12 protein-coding genes are annotated in these 15,415 nt (G+C 69.9%); 9 read left to right on the forward strand and 3 right to left on the reverse strand.

Features of this window, described 5'->3' with window-relative positions; all coding sequences use genetic code 11:
• The first annotated feature begins 85 nt into the window (after positions 1–85).
• The 7 genes from ACFZBP_RS14350 (at position 86) to ACFZBP_RS14380 (ending at position 8,388) form a co-directional block, all read left to right on the forward strand.
• On the forward strand, positions 86–367 hold the full coding sequence (locus ACFZBP_RS14350) for a hypothetical protein (protein ID WP_391413115.1): 282 nt from the start codon (positions 86–88) through the stop codon (positions 365–367).
• A gap of 118 nt (positions 368–485) precedes the next feature.
• Positions 486–1,175: a two-component system response regulator MtrA gene (gene mtrA / locus ACFZBP_RS14355; protein WP_187283109.1), complete on the forward strand. Its 690-nt coding sequence runs from the start codon at positions 486–488 to the stop codon at positions 1,173–1,175.
• Between the two features lies 1 nt (position 1,176).
• Complete coding sequence (gene mtrB, locus ACFZBP_RS14360; RefSeq protein ID WP_391413117.1) at positions 1,177–3,258, forward strand: MtrAB system histidine kinase MtrB; 2,082 nt, start codon at positions 1,177–1,179, stop codon at positions 3,256–3,258.
• Positions 3,248–5,089, forward strand: coding sequence for an LpqB family beta-propeller domain-containing protein (locus tag ACFZBP_RS14365; RefSeq protein WP_391413119.1), 1,842 nt, complete (start codon positions 3,248–3,250; stop codon positions 5,087–5,089). Before mtrB ends, ACFZBP_RS14365 begins: the two co-directional genes overlap by 11 nt.
• 317 nt (positions 5,090–5,406) lie before the next feature.
• Positions 5,407–6,432, forward strand: coding sequence for a ComF family protein (locus ACFZBP_RS14370; protein ID WP_391413121.1), 1,026 nt, complete (start codon positions 5,407–5,409; stop codon positions 6,430–6,432).
• A 315-nt stretch (positions 6,433–6,747) separates the two neighbouring features.
• Positions 6,748–7,440, forward strand: a complete 693-nt coding sequence (gene hpf / locus ACFZBP_RS14375; protein WP_383459002.1) for a ribosome hibernation-promoting factor, HPF/YfiA family — start codon at positions 6,748–6,750, stop codon at positions 7,438–7,440.
• A 201-nt stretch (positions 7,441–7,641) separates the two neighbouring features.
• Positions 7,642–8,388: a response regulator transcription factor gene (locus tag ACFZBP_RS14380; RefSeq protein ID WP_030951627.1), complete on the forward strand. Its 747-nt coding sequence runs from the start codon at positions 7,642–7,644 to the stop codon at positions 8,386–8,388.
• Between the two features lie 16 nt (positions 8,389–8,404).
• On the opposite strand, the gene ACFZBP_RS14385 is transcribed toward ACFZBP_RS14380, so the two are convergent.
• Together ACFZBP_RS14385 and ACFZBP_RS14390 are read right to left on the reverse strand one after the other, a co-directional pair.
• Positions 8,405–9,649, reverse strand: a complete 1,245-nt coding sequence (locus ACFZBP_RS14385; protein ID WP_391413123.1) for a DNA glycosylase AlkZ-like family protein — start codon at positions 9,647–9,649, stop codon at positions 8,405–8,407.
• Between the two features lie 369 nt (positions 9,650–10,018).
• Positions 10,019–10,606 carry a GNAT family N-acetyltransferase gene (locus ACFZBP_RS14390; RefSeq protein ID WP_383458771.1) on the reverse strand — a complete coding sequence of 196 codons (588 nt, stop codon included), beginning with the start codon at positions 10,604–10,606 and terminating at the stop codon, positions 10,019–10,021.
• 269 nt (positions 10,607–10,875) lie between these two features.
• On the opposite strand from ACFZBP_RS14390, the gene secA reads away from it, so the two are divergent.
• Positions 10,876–13,725: a preprotein translocase subunit SecA gene (secA, locus tag ACFZBP_RS14395; RefSeq protein WP_391413126.1), complete on the forward strand. Its 2,850-nt coding sequence runs from the start codon at positions 10,876–10,878 to the stop codon at positions 13,723–13,725.
• A 182-nt stretch (positions 13,726–13,907) separates the two neighbouring features.
• On the opposite strand, the gene ACFZBP_RS14400 is transcribed toward secA, so the two are convergent.
• On the reverse strand, positions 13,908–14,549 hold the full coding sequence (locus tag ACFZBP_RS14400) for an Rv3235 family protein (protein ID WP_383458777.1): 642 nt from the start codon (positions 14,547–14,549) through the stop codon (positions 13,908–13,910).
• 331 nt (positions 14,550–14,880) lie between these two features.
• Between ACFZBP_RS14400 and ACFZBP_RS14405 the strand changes: the two genes are divergently transcribed.
• Positions 14,881–15,396 (forward strand): DUF6912 family protein, encoded by a 516-nt coding sequence (locus tag ACFZBP_RS14405; RefSeq protein WP_391413128.1) that lies wholly within the window; start codon positions 14,881–14,883, stop codon positions 15,394–15,396.
• The last annotated feature ends 19 nt before the right edge of the window (positions 15,397–15,415 follow it).

Genomic DNA, 15,415 nt, shown 5'->3' on the forward strand with positions numbered 1-15,415 from the left:
GGACGGGATGGAAGCTGGGGAGGGTGGTGGGATGAGGGAGTGGGTAGCTCACGCTCCGTAGTGGCGATCTACGGAAAGGGACCGCATGAGGGTCTGGTTCGAGTTCGGGGACACCGGCCGCGACGCGCACGTCGAGCTGCCAGCAGTACCGCGCGAGGGCGAAGGCGTCCTGTGGATCACAGAAGGCGAGGATCCGGATGACGGAACTGTCTTGGAGCACTCCAAGGAGTACCGCGTACGGCAGGTGCACTGGACGATCCCTCAGCGCCCGAGCATGGCCGCAACAGCAGAGGATCCGCCGATCATCCGCGTACGGCTGGAACTCATGACGGAAGCCGACAAGAGCCCGAGCGTCCGAAGGGGCTGACATCCATGGCTGACATCAACGGCAGCAGACGAGGGCAGACAGTGACCGCTCAGTACGACTAAGGTCACTGGCCGGTGACCTACCTCACCTGAGCCTTCGCCACTGTTATGAGAATGGGATGATGTCGTTTATGAAGGGACGAGTCCTTGTCGTCGACGACGACACCGCACTGGCCGAGATGCTCGGCATCGTGCTGCGTGGTGAAGGTTTTGAGCCGTCTTTCGTAGCCGACGGCGACAAGGCGCTGGCCGCATTCCGGGAGGCCAAGCCCGATCTTGTGTTGCTGGACCTGATGCTGCCCGGCCGGGACGGCATCGAGGTGTGCCGCCTGATCAGGGCGGAGTCCGGGGTGCCGATCGTGATGCTGACGGCCAAGAGCGACACCGTCGACGTCGTCGTGGGCCTGGAGTCCGGCGCCGATGACTACATCGTGAAGCCCTTCAAGCCGAAGGAGCTCGTCGCCCGGATCCGGGCGCGGCTGCGGAGGTCGGAGGAGCCGGCGCCCGAGCAGCTCGCCATCGGCGACCTCGTCATCGACGTGGCCGGGCACTCCGTGAAGCGGGACGGTCAGTCGATCGCGCTGACGCCGCTGGAGTTCGATCTGCTGGTCGCGCTGGCCCGTAAGCCGTGGCAGGTGTTCACGCGCGAGGTGCTCCTGGAGCAGGTGTGGGGCTACCGGCACGCGGCCGACACCCGGCTGGTGAACGTGCATGTGCAGCGGCTGCGTTCCAAGGTCGAGAAGGACCCTGAGCGGCCGGAGATCGTGGTGACCGTCCGGGGCGTCGGATACAAGGCAGGGCCGAGCTGACATGTCCGGGGACAGTGCCGCTGCGGCCCCCGGTCGGACCGGGACCCGTCCGGAGCGGCCTGTCGGCCGGAAGAAGGCGGGCTCCCGCTGGGGGCGGTTTCTCGAGGGTGGGCTGCTGCAGGGCGGCGTCCAGGGCAGCCCGGTCCTTCGGCTCCTGTTGCGCTGGGTGCGCCGGCCGCTGCTGCCCGTCATGCGGCTGTGGCGGCGCAACATCCAGCTCAAGGTCGTCGTCACCACGCTGCTGATGTCGCTCGGCGTGGTCCTGCTGCTGGGCTTCGTCGTCATCGGGCAGGTGCGCAACGGACTGCTCGACGCCAAGGTGAAGGCCTCGCAGAGCCAGGCCACCGGCGGGTTCGCGGCGGCCAAGCAGAACGCCGACGAGACCGCCGCCGGGACCGCCGACGACGGCACGGCCGGGGACGAACGTGCCGAGCAGAACGTCATCCAGTGGATGAGCGACCTCGTCACCTCGCTCTCCAGCGGCGGGCAGGGAGCCTTCGAGGTGGTGACGCTGCCGGCCTCCGCGGGCGGAGACACCGGTGGGCGGGGCCCGCGTGCCTCCGGCAGGGTGATCCCGACGGACAGCGTTCCCGAGGACTTGCGCGAGCGGATCGACAGCAACACGGGGGTCTTCCAGAGCTACACGCGCATCGTGTACCACCCCACCGCCCACAAGGAGCCCCAGCCGGCGCTGGTCATCGGCAAGCAGGTCAACGACCCCAACAACAACCCGTACCAGCTGTACTACCTCTTCCCGCTCACGCAGGAGGAGAAGTCGCTGAGCCTGGTCAAGGGGACCCTCGCCACCGCCGGGCTGTTTGTCGTCGTCCTGCTCGGAGCCATCGCCTGGCTCGTGGTGCGCCAGGTCGTCACGCCGGTGCGGATGGCGGCCGGGATCGCCGAGCGGCTGTCGGCCGGACGGCTCCAGGAGCGGATGAAGGTCACCGGCGAGGACGACATCGCGCGGCTCGGCGAGGCCTTCAACAAGATGGCGCAGAACCTTCAGTTGAAGATCCAGCAGCTGGAGGACCTGTCGCGGATGCAGCGGCGGTTCGTGTCCGACGTGTCGCACGAACTGCGGACGCCGCTGACGACCGTACGGATGGCCGCCGACGTCATCCATGAGGCTCGGGAGGACTTCGACCCGGTGACCGCGCGGTCGGCGGAGCTGCTGGCCGACCAGCTGGACCGGTTCGAGTCGCTGCTCGCCGACCTGCTGGAGATCAGCCGGTTCGACGCGGGCGCGGCGGCACTGGAGGCTGAGCCGATCGACCTCAGGGAGGTCGTGCGGCGCGTCGTCAGCGGGGCCGAGCCGCTCGCCGAGCGCAAGGGCACCCAGATACGCGTCGTCGGCGACCAGCAGCCCATCGTGGCCGAGGCCGACGCCCGCCGCGTCGAGCGCGTGCTGCGCAACCTCGTCGTCAACGCCGTCGAGCACGGTGAGGGCAAGGACGTCGTGGTCAAGCTCGCCTCGGCGGGCGGGGCGGTCGCCGTCGCGGTGCGCGACTACGGCGTCGGGCTCAAGCCCGGTGAGGCGACCCGGGTCTTCAGCCGCTTCTGGCGGGCTGACCCGGCACGCGCGCGTACCACGGGCGGTACGGGGCTGGGGCTGTCCATCGCGCTGGAGGACGCGCGGCTGCACGGCGGCTGGCTGCAGGCGTGGGGAGAGCCGGGCGGCGGTTCGCAGTTCCGGCTGACGCTGCCGCGGACGGCGGACGAGCCGCTACGGGGCTCGCCGATACCCCTGGAACCCAAGGACTCGCGCCGCAATCGTGGACTTAATGACGCCGGTCTGCCGAGCGGGGGCGGTGACAAGGCCGCGACGGTGCCGGCTCAGCCCTCGGGCGACCAGCCCCCGATGCCGACACGGGACCCGATCCCGGCGCGGCTGGGCGGCGCGGTGCCCAAGGCCGACCCGACGGCGCTGCCCGGCAACGGCGCGCGGGTGGTTCCCCGGCCCGCCTCGGGCGCGCGGCGCCAGGACGACATAGCCGGGCCGCCCGGTGCGGAAGAGCGGCCGAGCGACGAAGCCGGGCAGGACGGCGAGTCGAGCAAGCATGGGGAGGCATCGCGTGGGCGCTGACCGCGAGGGGCGCGCGCGGCACACACGGGGGCGCACGATGGCGTACGCCGCCTGCGGCGTCGTACTGCTGGCCGGGTGTGCCTCGATGCCCGACAGCGGCGATCTGCGGGGCGTCGAGTCCACGCCACGCCAGGACACGCAGGTGCGGGTCTTCGCCATGCCGCCCCGTGAGGACGCCTCGTCGTCGGAGATCGTGTCGGGCTTCCTGGAGGCGCTGACCAGCGACGATCCGGACTATGAGACCGCGCGCAAGTACCTGACCGCCGAGGCGGCGCGCAAATGGCTGCCCCGGCAGGCCACGACCGTGCTGGCCGACGGGCCGGGTGTCGACGTCGAGCACCTGGGAGGCCGCGAGGAGAGGGACAGCCTCTCGTACACGCTGACCGGCACCAAGGTCGCCACCGTCGACGCACAGCAGTCGTACGCGCCCGCCGGCGGCGACTACAGCGAGCCGATGCATCTCACCCGGGAGAAGAAGTCGAAGCAGTGGCGCATCGACGTGCCGCCGCGCGGCGTCGTCATGGGCAAGTCGGACTTCCAGCGCAACTACATGTCCGTGGACAAGTACTACTTCGCCACGAACACCCAGCTCGGGACCGCCCCGCACACGGCGGCCGTCGCCGATCCCGTCTTCGTGCGCAGGAACGTGGACCCCATGACGCAGATGGTCCGCTCCCTGCTCAAGGGGCCCACCAGCTGGCTCGACCCGGTGGCCAGGTCGAGTTTCCCGACCGGTACGACGCTGAAGAACGACGACACCACGCTGACGCCCGACGACCAGAACAGACTCACCGTGCCGTTGAACGACAAGGCGGCCCGGGTCGGCGTGACCCAGTGCAACGAGATGGCGGCGCAGCTGCTCTTCACCCTCCAGAACCTGACACCCACGGTGGACGAGGTCCAGTTGGAGGCCGGGGACAGGCAACTGTGCGCGCTCAGGGAGGACCAGGCGCAGGAGGTCGCCGCGCGCGGGTCCGTGCAGCGCGCCACCTACCTGTACTTCCTCGATGACAAGCACCGGCTGGTCCGGCTGGCCGCCGCCGCCAACGACACGGCTCCCGACCCCGTGCCGGGCGCCCTGGGCGAGGGCGAGACGCAGCTGAAGTCGGTGGCGGTGTCGCGTGACGAGGACATGGCTGCCGGGGTCGGTCTGGACGGTAAGAACCTGTACGTCGGGGCGCTGGTGTCCGGCGGCCCGCTCGGAGATCCGGAGCTGACCAGCGCGGGCCCGTCGCCGGAAGAACGCCTTACGACGCCCAGCTGGGACGCCCAGGGCGACCTCTGGGTGGCCGACCGCGATCCCCGCAACCCCAGGCTGCTCCTGCTGAAGGAGGGCGTCGGCGATCCGCTGGTCGTGAAGACGCCGCCGGGGCTGGAGGGGCGCATCGAGTCCGTGCGGGTGGCCGCCGACGGGGTGCGGATCGCGCTCGTGGTGAAGCAGGGCGAGAAGTCGTCGCTGCTCATCGGGCGGATCGAACGCACCGAGGACGGCAAGGAGGCGGATCGGTCGGTCGTCTCGGTGCACGAACTGAGCTCCGCGACACCCGAGTTGGAAGAGGTCACGGCCATGTCGTGGGCCGGCGACAGCCGGCTCGTCGTGGTCGGGCGTGAGCAGGGCGGCGTGCAGACGATGCGGTACGTGCAGGTCGACGGCTCCACGCCGGAAGGACCGGCGCCCGCCGCCCTCAGCGGCGTGAAGGAGATCACCGCGTCCGAGGACGCGCGGCTGCCGCTGATCGGCTACTCCGAGGACGGGATCGTGCGGCTGCCCTCCGGGGCGCAGTGGCAGAAGGTCGTGACGGACGGGACGGCGCCGGTTTATCCGGGGTGAGGCCTGCCGGGTCCGGCTCCCGTTGAGAGTCGGGGCCGCGTTGGGATTCGGGACGGCGAGTGTGGTGGCCGCTTCTGGCCGGGGGAGACTCCGGTTGGGGGCGGCCGCCTTTTTGTGCCCGGCAGTGCAGTGGGGTGGAGCGGGGGAACGGGTCTCGGGGCGGAAGTGGGCTGCGTGCGGGCGGGAGTGTGCCTGCGCGTTGGGGGCGTGTGCCTGCGTGTGGGCGGAAGTGCGCTGGCGCGAGAGGGCCGGAGTTTTCCACAGGGAGTTATCCACAGGGGTGGTCGGTCGGCGCGGGGGTTGGCACAGTGGTGGGCATGCGGGGGTGGTGGCAGGACCTCACCGACCTGGTGCTGCCGGCTGAGTGCGGAGGCTGCGGGAAGCCTCGCACGGTGCTCTGCCCGGAGTGCCGTGCCGTCCTGAGCGGGGCCGGACCGAGCCGGGTGCGACCGGTGCCGGAGCCGCCGGGACTGCCGGTCGTGCACGCGGCGGCGCGGTATGTGGACGAGGCGCGGGCAGTGCTGCTGGCCCACAAGGAGCGCGGCGCGCTGGCGCTCGCGGCGCCGCTGGGGACGGCCCTGGCGTGGGCTGTGCGGGCGGGGCTTCGGGAGGCCTGTGCGCATGGCGGCGGGGCGTCGGGGCGGGCTGTGCGGCCCCTGGGCGCTCGGGTGCGGGCCGACGGGCCTGGGCGGGGCGAGGGTGCTTGTGCGCCTGTGCTGCTGGTGCCGGTGCCTTCGGGGCGTGGGGCGGTGCGGGCTCGGGGGCATGATCCGGCGCGGCGGATCGCGCTCGCGGCCGCGGGTGAGTTGCGGCGGGCCGGGACGTCGGCGCGGGTGCTCGCCGTGCTGCGGCAGGGACGTGGAGTGGCCGATCAGTCGGGGCTCAACTCCCGGCAGCGGCTGGACAATCTGGCGGGCGCGCTGACGGTCGCTCCTGGGGGAGCGCGGCTGCTTGCGGGCGGAGGGACGGTCGTGCTCGTCGACGACCTGATGACGACGGGTGCGTCCCTGGCCGAGGCGGCGCGTGCCGTGCGGGCGGCGATGGCGCAGGAGGCGCAGGAAAGGAGGGGAAACGACAGAACGGGAGACGGGGTTGACGCGTATGGATGGGTGACTGCTGAGAGCGGGGCGTGTGGCCAGGGGGCGACGGGTGACCGGACAACGGCTGTGTACCGGGCGGGAAGTCGGGAAAGCACAGAGGAACGGACGGCCGGATCGACGGAGGGCGCTGTGCGGCGGGTGCGGGAGAAGCTGGGAATCATGGGTGCCGGACATGCCTGCGACCTGATCTGCGCGGCCGTGGTCGCGGCTTCGCCGGATTCTTTCGAAATAAACCGGAACTGACTGCGAACTTGCATCGTTGCAGGTAACGAGAGGCTCTATTCACCTGAACGGAGGTACGCCGTAGTAGAGGGTGACGACATCCGTCCGGGCGAGATATGTTCGGTTGTGAGGGAAAGGCGCAGGCCATCCCCGTCATATCCGAATGCCGTGCCACGGGTTTTGCGCAATCACCCGCGGCCATGGGGTGGAGATCTTGCCCATGGGGGAGGAGGAGGTGGAAGTCACCGAGTCCGAGGTTCCGGGGATCACCGGAGCCTGGTGCAAAAGGGAGATGCTCCGCCGATGGAGCGGAGCGATCCGGGAACGGAGTTCTGCGTGGACATCGTCGTCAAGGGCCGCAAGACCGAGGTGCCCGAGCGGTTCCGCAAGCACGTGGCCGAGAAGCTGAAGCTGGAGAAGATCCAGAGGCTCGATGCCAAGGTGATCAGCCTCGACGTCGAGGTGTCCAAGGAGCCCAACCCGCGACAGGCCGACCGCAGCGACCGGGTGGAGATCACCCTCCGCTCCCGCGGTCCGGTGATCCGGGCGGAGGCAGCGGCCAGCGATCCGTACGCGGCACTCGACCTCGCCGCGGAGAAGCTGGATGCCCGGCTGCGCAAGCAGCACGACAAGCGTTTCTCGCGCCGAGGCGCACGCCGACTCACGGCGGCCGAGGTCCCCGACCACGTTCCGGGCGCGGCGACGCTCAACGGCAATGGCCACACCTTCCAGGAAGAAGAGCCGGACGGCGTCCCCACCAAGAAGATCGGCTCGCTGGAGGTCAAGGGCGAAGGCCCCCTCATCGTCCGCGAGAAGACGCACGTCGCCTCCCCGATGACCCTCGACCAGGCCCTCTACGAGATGGAGCTGGTCGGGCACGACTTCTACCTCTTCGTCGACTCCGAGACGAAGGAACCGAGTGTCGTCTACCGACGGCACGCGTATGACTACGGGGTCATCCACCTCAACACGGACCCGATGGTCGCCCAGGCGCAGTCCCCTGCGGCTGGTGGCACGCTGGGTGGCTGACCCGCCCGGCTGACAGCTGAGCCGGTGCCCCTGGAGCGCTGTGTGCGCCCCCAGGGGCACCGGTGTGCGACCACTTCGCGCCCCGCACGTCACCGTAGTGTCGGCCGGGCATGAAATCATGGCCGCACCGGCCCAACCGGTGGGCCGCTGCCTTGGGTTGGCGATGGCAAACGACCAGCCACAGCCTCAGGGGGAGGAACGATGGCGGACAGCTTCGGACCGATGCGGGACGAGGATGCCGACGGCGATGTCGTCGGCATGGGCCCGGACACGGGCTCTCCACGCAAGGAGCCGATCAGAGTCCTCGTCGTGGACGACCACGCCCTGTTCCGCCGTGGACTGGAGATCGTGCTCGCGGCCGAGGAGGACATCCAGGTCGTGGGGGAGGCGGGCGACGGCGCCGAAGCGGTCGACAAGGCCGCTGACCTGCTGCCGGACATCGTCCTGATGGACGTACGGATGCCCAAGCGGGGCGGGATCGAGGCCTGTACCTCCATCAAGGAGGTGGCTCCCAGCGCGAAGATCATCATGCTGACGATCAGCGACGAGGAGGCCGACCTCTACGACGCGATCAAGGCGGGCGCGACCGGTTATCTCCTCAAGGAGATCTCCACGGACGAGGTGGCCACGGCTATTCGCGCGGTGGCCGACGGGCAGTCGCAGATCAGTCCGTCCATGGCGTCGAAGCTGCTCACCGAGTTCAAGTCGATGATCCAGCGGACCGACGAGCGTAGGCTCGTGCCCGCGCCGCGGCTGACGGACCGCGAGCTGGAGGTTCTCAAGCTCGTCGCCACCGGGATGAACAACCGGGACATCGCCAAGGAGTTGTTCATTTCCGAGAACACCGTGAAGAACCATGTGCGGAACATCCTGGAGAAGCTGCAGCTGCACTCCAGGATGGAGGCCGTGGTCTATGCGATGCGGGAGAAGATCCTCGAGATCCGGTGAAGCGGGCCGGTAAGGGTCACCCCAGGATGCGGCTGAGCTCCTTGGCGAGCGGCTCGCGTAGGTCGGGGGCGTCGACCCGCTCCACTCGCACGTCGGTGCAGTCCACCCAGCTCGCCGCCTCCACCAGGGCCTGCGCCACCGCGGGGACCGCCTTCGGGCCGTTCAGCACGGCCTGCTTGGCCACCAGGGTGCGGCCCTCACGCGCCGGGTCCACGCGGCCGACGAGGCGGCCGCCGGACAGGACCGGCATCGCGAAGTAGCCGTAGACGCGCTTCTGCTTGGGGACGTAGGCCTCCAGGCGGTGGGTGAAGCCGAAGATCCGCTCCGTGCGGGCCCGCTCCCAGATCAGGGAGTCGAACGGGGACAGCAGCGTCGTCCGGTGGCGGCCGCGCGGGGGTGTCTCCAGGGCCGCGGGGTCGGCCCAGGCCGGCTTGCCCCAGCCCTCGACCGTGACCGGGACCAGGCCCGAGTCGGCGATCACCGCGTCGACCTGTTCGCCCTTGAGGCGGTGGTAGTCGGCGATGTCCGCGCGGGTGCCCACTCCGAGGGACTGGCCGGCCAGGCGGACCAGGCGGCGGACGCACTCGGTGTCGTCGAGTTCGTCGTGCAGGAGTGTGTCAGGGATGGCGCGTTCGGCGAGGTCGTAGACGCGCTTCCAGCCACGGCGCTCCACGCAGACCACCTCGCCGTACATCAGGGCGCGTTCGACGGCGACCTTTGTGCCGGACCAGTCCCACCAGTCGCTGGTCTTCTTCGCGCCGCCCAGGTCGGTCGCGGTGAGGGGGCCTTCGGTGCGGAGCTGTTTGATCACCTGGGCGTAGGTGCCGTCGGGGAGGTCGTGGTTCCAGTGGGGGCGGTTGCGGTAGGCGCGGCGGCGGAAGGCGAAGTGGGGCCACTCCTCGATGGGGAGGATGCAGGCGGCGTGGGACCAGTACTCGAAGGCGTGAGGGGCGGACGGGGGTGCGGGTGTGAGGGCTGTGGCTGGGGGTGTGGGGGCTGTGGCTGGGGTGGGGGTTGGTGCGGTCGACCAGTAGGCGGTCTCGATGGTCTTGCGGCCTATCGCGCCCAGGCGGGCGTACGGGATGAGTTCGTGGGAACGGGCCAGGACCGAGATGGTGTCGAGTTGGACCGCGCCGAGGTGACGGAGGATGCCGCGGACGCCGGATCTGCGGTCGGGGGCGCCGAGGAAGCCCTGTGCGCGGAGGGCGATGCGGCGGGCTTCGTCTGCCGTCAGTTCGGTGGTGGGGCGCGGGGTCGTCATGGGGTCGGACGATAGAGGGTGGCACTGACAGTGGCGGGTGAGCTGGGGGTTTGGATTCGCCCCCGCCGCCCCTACCCGTCCCATCCCCAGGGGCTCCGCCCCTTCGACCCCCCTGGGGCTGCCGCCCCAGACCCCGCTGTCGGCCCTTCGGGCCTCGTCCTCAAACGCCGGACGGGCTGAGAATGCGGCTCGTCCTCGAGCGCCGGACGGGCTGAGAATGCGGCTCGTCCTCGAGCGCCGGACGGGCTGAAAGTGCGGCTCGTCCTCGAGCGCTGGGCGGGCTGAACGTGTGGGGCGTTCTCAAGTGCCGGGCGGGCTGAACGTGTGGGGCGTTCTCAAGTGCCGGGCGGGCTGGAAGTGCGGCTTCGCTCAAACGCCGGACGGGCTGGTGGGGGTGGGTAGGTACGGTGCTGTCGACGGCAGGCCCAGGTCCGAGGGGAGTAGGGAGCCCAGCCAGCAGTCTCGGCGTACGCCCTGGTGGATCAGGGCGGAGCGGAGGGTGCCCTCGAGGGTGAAGCCGGTGCGGACTGCCACGGCGCGGGACGGGGCGTTGCCGACTTCGGCGCGCCATTCCACGCGGTCGATCGCCAGGTGGACGAAGGCCCAGCGGGAGGCGGTGAGGACGGCCTCGGAGACATAGCCGTTGCCGCGGTGTTCCTTCGTGCCCCAGAAGCCGATCTCGGCGCTGCTCATGGAACGCATCGTGAGGCCGAGCATGCCCACCAGTTCCTCCCCTTCGGGGAGGAAGAGGCCCCAGGTGAACATCGAACCGTTGGCCCAGCCGTCGGGGGCCAGCTGCTCCGTGAAGCTCTGGGCGTGTTCGTACAGGTAGGGCGAGGGGATCGTCGTCCAGCGCTGGATGTCGGGGTCCTGGGCGGCCTCGTACACGGTTCGGGTGTCCTTCGGGCCGACCGTGCGCATGAGGAGGCGGCCGGTGGAGAGCGTGACGGGTTCCATCGGCCGATTCTGCTAGGGGGCCGTAGCAAGCGCCATCCTTTATGCGGTGTGTGAGCGCGCGAACGCATTTCGCACAATTCGTTGGCGGAACGCGGCACCATCCGCGACCCCCGGCCGTTGTCCCTTTGACGGAGATTTGAAGCAGCTGAGGTTCGGCGTCCACGGCAGGCTCCCGGCGCGGCGGGGTCCTCGCATACGATGGCCGTTGCTCAGTCAAGTCAAATGGAAACCGACCGTCCCAGGCCCGACCGGCAAGGAGACCAACCCCCGTGTCCGTCCTCTCGAAGATCATGCGTGCAGGCGAAGGCAAGATCCTGCGCAAGCTGCACCGCATCGCGGACCAGGTCAACTCCATCGAAGAGGACTTCGTCGACCTCTCCGACGCCGAGCTGAGGGCACTCACCGATGAGTACAAGCAGCGCTACGCAGACGGTGAGAGCCTGGACGACCTGCTGCCCGAGGCCTTCGCCACCGTCCGCGAGGCCGCCAAGCGCGTGCTCGGACAGCGTCACTACGACGTCCAGATCATGGGTGGCGCGGCCCTGCACCTCGGCTATGTCGCCGAGATGAAGACCGGTGAGGGCAAGACCCTCGTCGGCACGCTGCCCGCTTATCTGAACGCGTTGTCCGGCAAGGGCGTGCACCTGATCACGGTCAACGACTACCTGGCCGAGCGCGACTCCGAGATGATGGGTCGCGTCCACAAGTTCCTGGGCCTGGACGTCGGCTGCATCCTCGCCAACATGACGCCGGCCCAGCGTCGCGAGCAGTACGCCTGCGACATCACGTACGGCACGAACAACGAGTTCGGCTTCGACTACCTGCGCGACAACATGGCGTGGTCCCAGGACGAGCTCGTCCAGCGCGGCCACAACTTCGCCATCGTCGACGAGGTCGACTCCATCCTCGTCGACGAGGCCCGTACGCCGCTGATCATCTCCGGCCCCGCCGACCAGGCCACCAAGTGGTACGGCGACTTCGCCAAGCTGGTCATCCGCCTGAAGAAGGGCGAGGCCGGCAACCCGCTCAAGGGCCTCGAGGAGACCGGCGACTACGACGTCGACGAGAAGAAGCGCACGGTCGCCATCCATGAGGCCGGTGTCGCCAAGGTCGAGGACTGGCTCGGCATCGACAACCTCTACGAGTCGGTGAACACGCCGCTGGTGGGCTACCTGAACAACGCCATCAAGGCGAAGGAGCTCTTCAAGAAGGACAAGGACTACGTCGTCATCGACGGCGAGGTCATGATCGTCGACGAGCACACCGGCCGTATCCTCGCCGGCCGCCGCTACAACGAGGGCATGCACCAGGCGATCGAGGCGAAGGAAGGGGTGGACATCAAGGACGAGAACCAGACCCTCGCCACGATCACCCTCCAGAACTTCTTCCGCCTGTACAAGCGCCACGACCACGCCGGCAAGGAGCAGCCCGGCCTCTGCGGCATGACCGGTACGGCCATGACCGAGGCCGCCGAGTTCCACCAGATCTACAAGCTCGGCGTGGTCCCGATCCCGACGAACCGGCCGATGATCCGCAAGGACCAGTCGGACCTGATCTACCGCACCGAGGTCGCGAAGTTCGAGGCGGTCGTCGACGACATCGTCGAGAAGCACGAGAAGGGCCAGCCGATCCTCGTCGGTACGACGTCGGTCGAGAAGTCCGAGTACCTGTCGCAGCAACTGTCCAAGCGCGGCATCCAGCACGAGGTGCTGAACGCCAAGCAGCACGACCGTGAGGCGATCATCGTCGCCCAGGCCGGCCGCAAGGGCGCCGTCACCGTCGCCACCAACATGGCCGGCCGCGGTACCGACATCAAGCTCGGCGGCAACCCGGAGGACCTCGCCGAGGCGGAGCTGCGTCAGCGCGGCCTCGACCCCGAGGAGCACATCGAGGAGTGGGCCGCGGCGCTGCCCGCCGCCCTGGAGAAGGCCGAGCAGGCGGTCAAGGCGGAGTTCGAGGAGGTCAAGGACCTCGGTGGTCTCTACGTCCTCGGCACCGAGCGACACGAGTCGCGCCGTATCGACAACCAGCTGCGCGGTCGTTCCGGCCGTCAGGGCGACCCCGGCGAGTCCCGCTTCTACCTGTCCCTCGGTGACGACCTGATGCGGCTGTTCAAGGCCCAGATGGTCGAGCGCGTGATGTCCATGGCGAACGTGCCGGACGACGTGCCGATCGAGAACAAGATGGTCACCCGCGCGATCGCGTCCGCCCAGTCGCAGGTCGAGCAGCAGAACTTCGAGACCCGTAAGAACGTCCTGAAGTACGACGAGGTCCTCAACCGCCAGCGCGAGGTCATCTACGGCGAGCGGCGCCGCGTCCTGAAGGGCGAGGACCTGCACGAGCAGGTGCAGCACTTCATGGACGACACCATCGACGCCTACGTCGGCGCGGAGACCGCCGAGGGCTTCCCGGAGGACTGGGACCTGGATCGGCTGTGGGGCGCGTTCAAGCAGCTCTACCCGGTCAAGGTGACCGTCGACGAGCTGGAGGAGGCGGCCGGCGACCGGGCCGGACTGACCGCCGAGTTCATCTCCGAGTCCGTCAAGGACGACATCCACGAGCAGTACGCGGCGCGTGAGGCGCAGCTCGGTTCCGAGATCATGCGTGAGCTGGAGCGCCGGGTCGTGCTGTCGGTCCTGGACCGCAAGTGGCGCGAGCACCTCTACGAGATGGACTACCTCCAGGAGGGCATCGGCCTGCGCGCGATGGCGCAGAAGGACCCGCTGGTCGAGTACCAGCGCGAGGGCTTCGACATGTTCACCGCCATGATGGAGGGCATCAAGGAGGAGTCCGTCGGCTACCTGTTCAACCTGGAGGTCCAGGTCGAGCAGCAGGTCGAGGAGGTCCCGGTCGAGGACGCCCAGCCGGTCGCCGACCTGGAGAAGAAGGACGCCGTGCCGGCGCAGGCGGGCGCCCGTCCGGAGATCCGCGCCAAGGGCCTCGAGGCTCCGCGCCGTCCGGACCGGCTGCACTACACCGCGCCCAAGGTGGACGGCGAGGGCGACATCGTCGAGGGCGACTTCGACAACGGTGACGAGCCGGTGCGCTCCGAGGCCGACGGCCTCACGCGCGCGGAGCGGCGCAAGCAGGCCCGCGGTGGGCGCCGCCGTAAGAAGTAGCGCCGGCGGCGGGCGTATCGCGGCACAGTAGCGGCTGGAAGGGCCGGGTCTCCTCTGGGGGCCCGGCCCTTTCGGCTTGCGCGGTCCCAGTGCCCAGTACCGCGGTTCTGAGGGCTTCTGGGCCCGCTGAGGGGCCGGGCCAGCCGGGCCGACGGGCACGCCGCTGTCGTGGTCCGCCGAGGTCAGTCGTCGTCGGTGCGCGGCCTGCGCGGGCCGCCCAGTTCCACGGCCGTGCAGCGCCAGCGCAGGTCGCCGCCCTGTTCCAGGCGGAACGCCATGGCGCGCAGCTGGTCGCCGGCGCCGATCCGGGCGAAGGCCTCGATGGCACCCGCGCGGGGCTCGAAGTAACCGATGTCGCGGACGACGGGCCGGGCGCCTCGGGTGCGCAGGGGGCCGCGTTCCGCCAGCCAGGCGAGTTCGTCGTAGGCGCGGCCGGCGGTGTGGCGGAGCATCGAGTGGACGGGGCGTTGGCCGCTCAGGACGAGGACCAGGCGGTCGGCGAAGACGTCCGTGGGGCGGGGTTGGGGGACGGCGTGCCCGCAGAGAGGCGTTTCGACGGTGGGCGGCACGGTCGTTCGCGGCTGGGTGGGAGCCGTCGCTGGTGGCTGGGCGGGAGCGCTTGGCGGGCGGGTGTCGGTGGGGCCGGTGCGGGCGCGGGGGCCCTGCGCGCCGGGTGAGCCGGGTGGGCGGCCGCCCGGAGGTGCCGTACGGGGTGCGCCGCCGGTCGGCGTGCGGGGTGGGGCGCCGGCGGGGCGGCGGGTGTCGCGGCGGCTCGGTGGGCGGGTGCCGGGGCGGTGCTGGGTCCTGGTCATGACCTTGTTCATGGGGTCCCCGTTCGGTGAGCCCGGTGGATACCGGTGAGTAACTTCGAGGTTGGTGATCTTGTACGGGGTCCCGGGCGCCGGAAGCAAGGAAGGGGCGGCCTCGATCCGGCGGGCGGAATCTTCACTTATCTGGGTGACGCGAGCCAGTGGAAGGCCTTGATGGCGGGCCTGTGCCGGGTGAATCCGTGGATCGGGGTGGACGCCGGGCCAGGAGGTGAAGGGGACTCGAAAGGGGACGCCCGCACGTATCCTGAAGGCCTTCCGGGAGGGCGGGAACGCCCTGTCCTCTCCGGGTCCTTGCGGAGCCTCACGAGTACGAAAGCGGTCAGTCATGCGCGTCTACGTCCCCCTGACGCTCCCCGGTCTCGCCGAGGCGTACAAGACGGGCGAACTGGGGGCCGAGCCGCTCGCCGCATACGCCGTCACGCCCGCGTTGCGCGAGTGGTACCTCTCCGACGACATCGAGGAGCTGGAGTACGCGGCGCTGAACCGGGCCGCGCTCGCCTCGCTGCGGCTGCTCGCGGCGGACGCCGGTGCGGTACGGCGGCGGGTCGTGGTCGCCGTCGACGTGCCCGACGGGGCTGCCGTCGCCGACCCGGACCGCGGGCTTGACCCGGCGGCGCTGGGCGAGGTGCGGATCGCCAAGGGCGTGGCGTTGGCCAAGGCCGCGGCCGTGCACGTCGACTCGGACGACGCGGAGGCGGATGTGGCGGCGGCCGCGGGGGCGCTGGCCGCCGCGGACGGTGGGGACGACGACGCGCAGTTCGTCGTGGACGGGGCCGAGGACCACGAGCTGCTCTGGTACGCCACCCAGGAGATCCCGAACCTGGTGGGGCAGGCGGACTGAGCCCCGGTGATTGTCAGTG

Origin of the sequence: Streptomyces sp. NPDC008086 (assembly GCF_042957325.1) — a bacterium.
GTDB lineage: Bacteria > Actinomycetota > Actinomycetes > Streptomycetales > Streptomycetaceae > Streptomyces.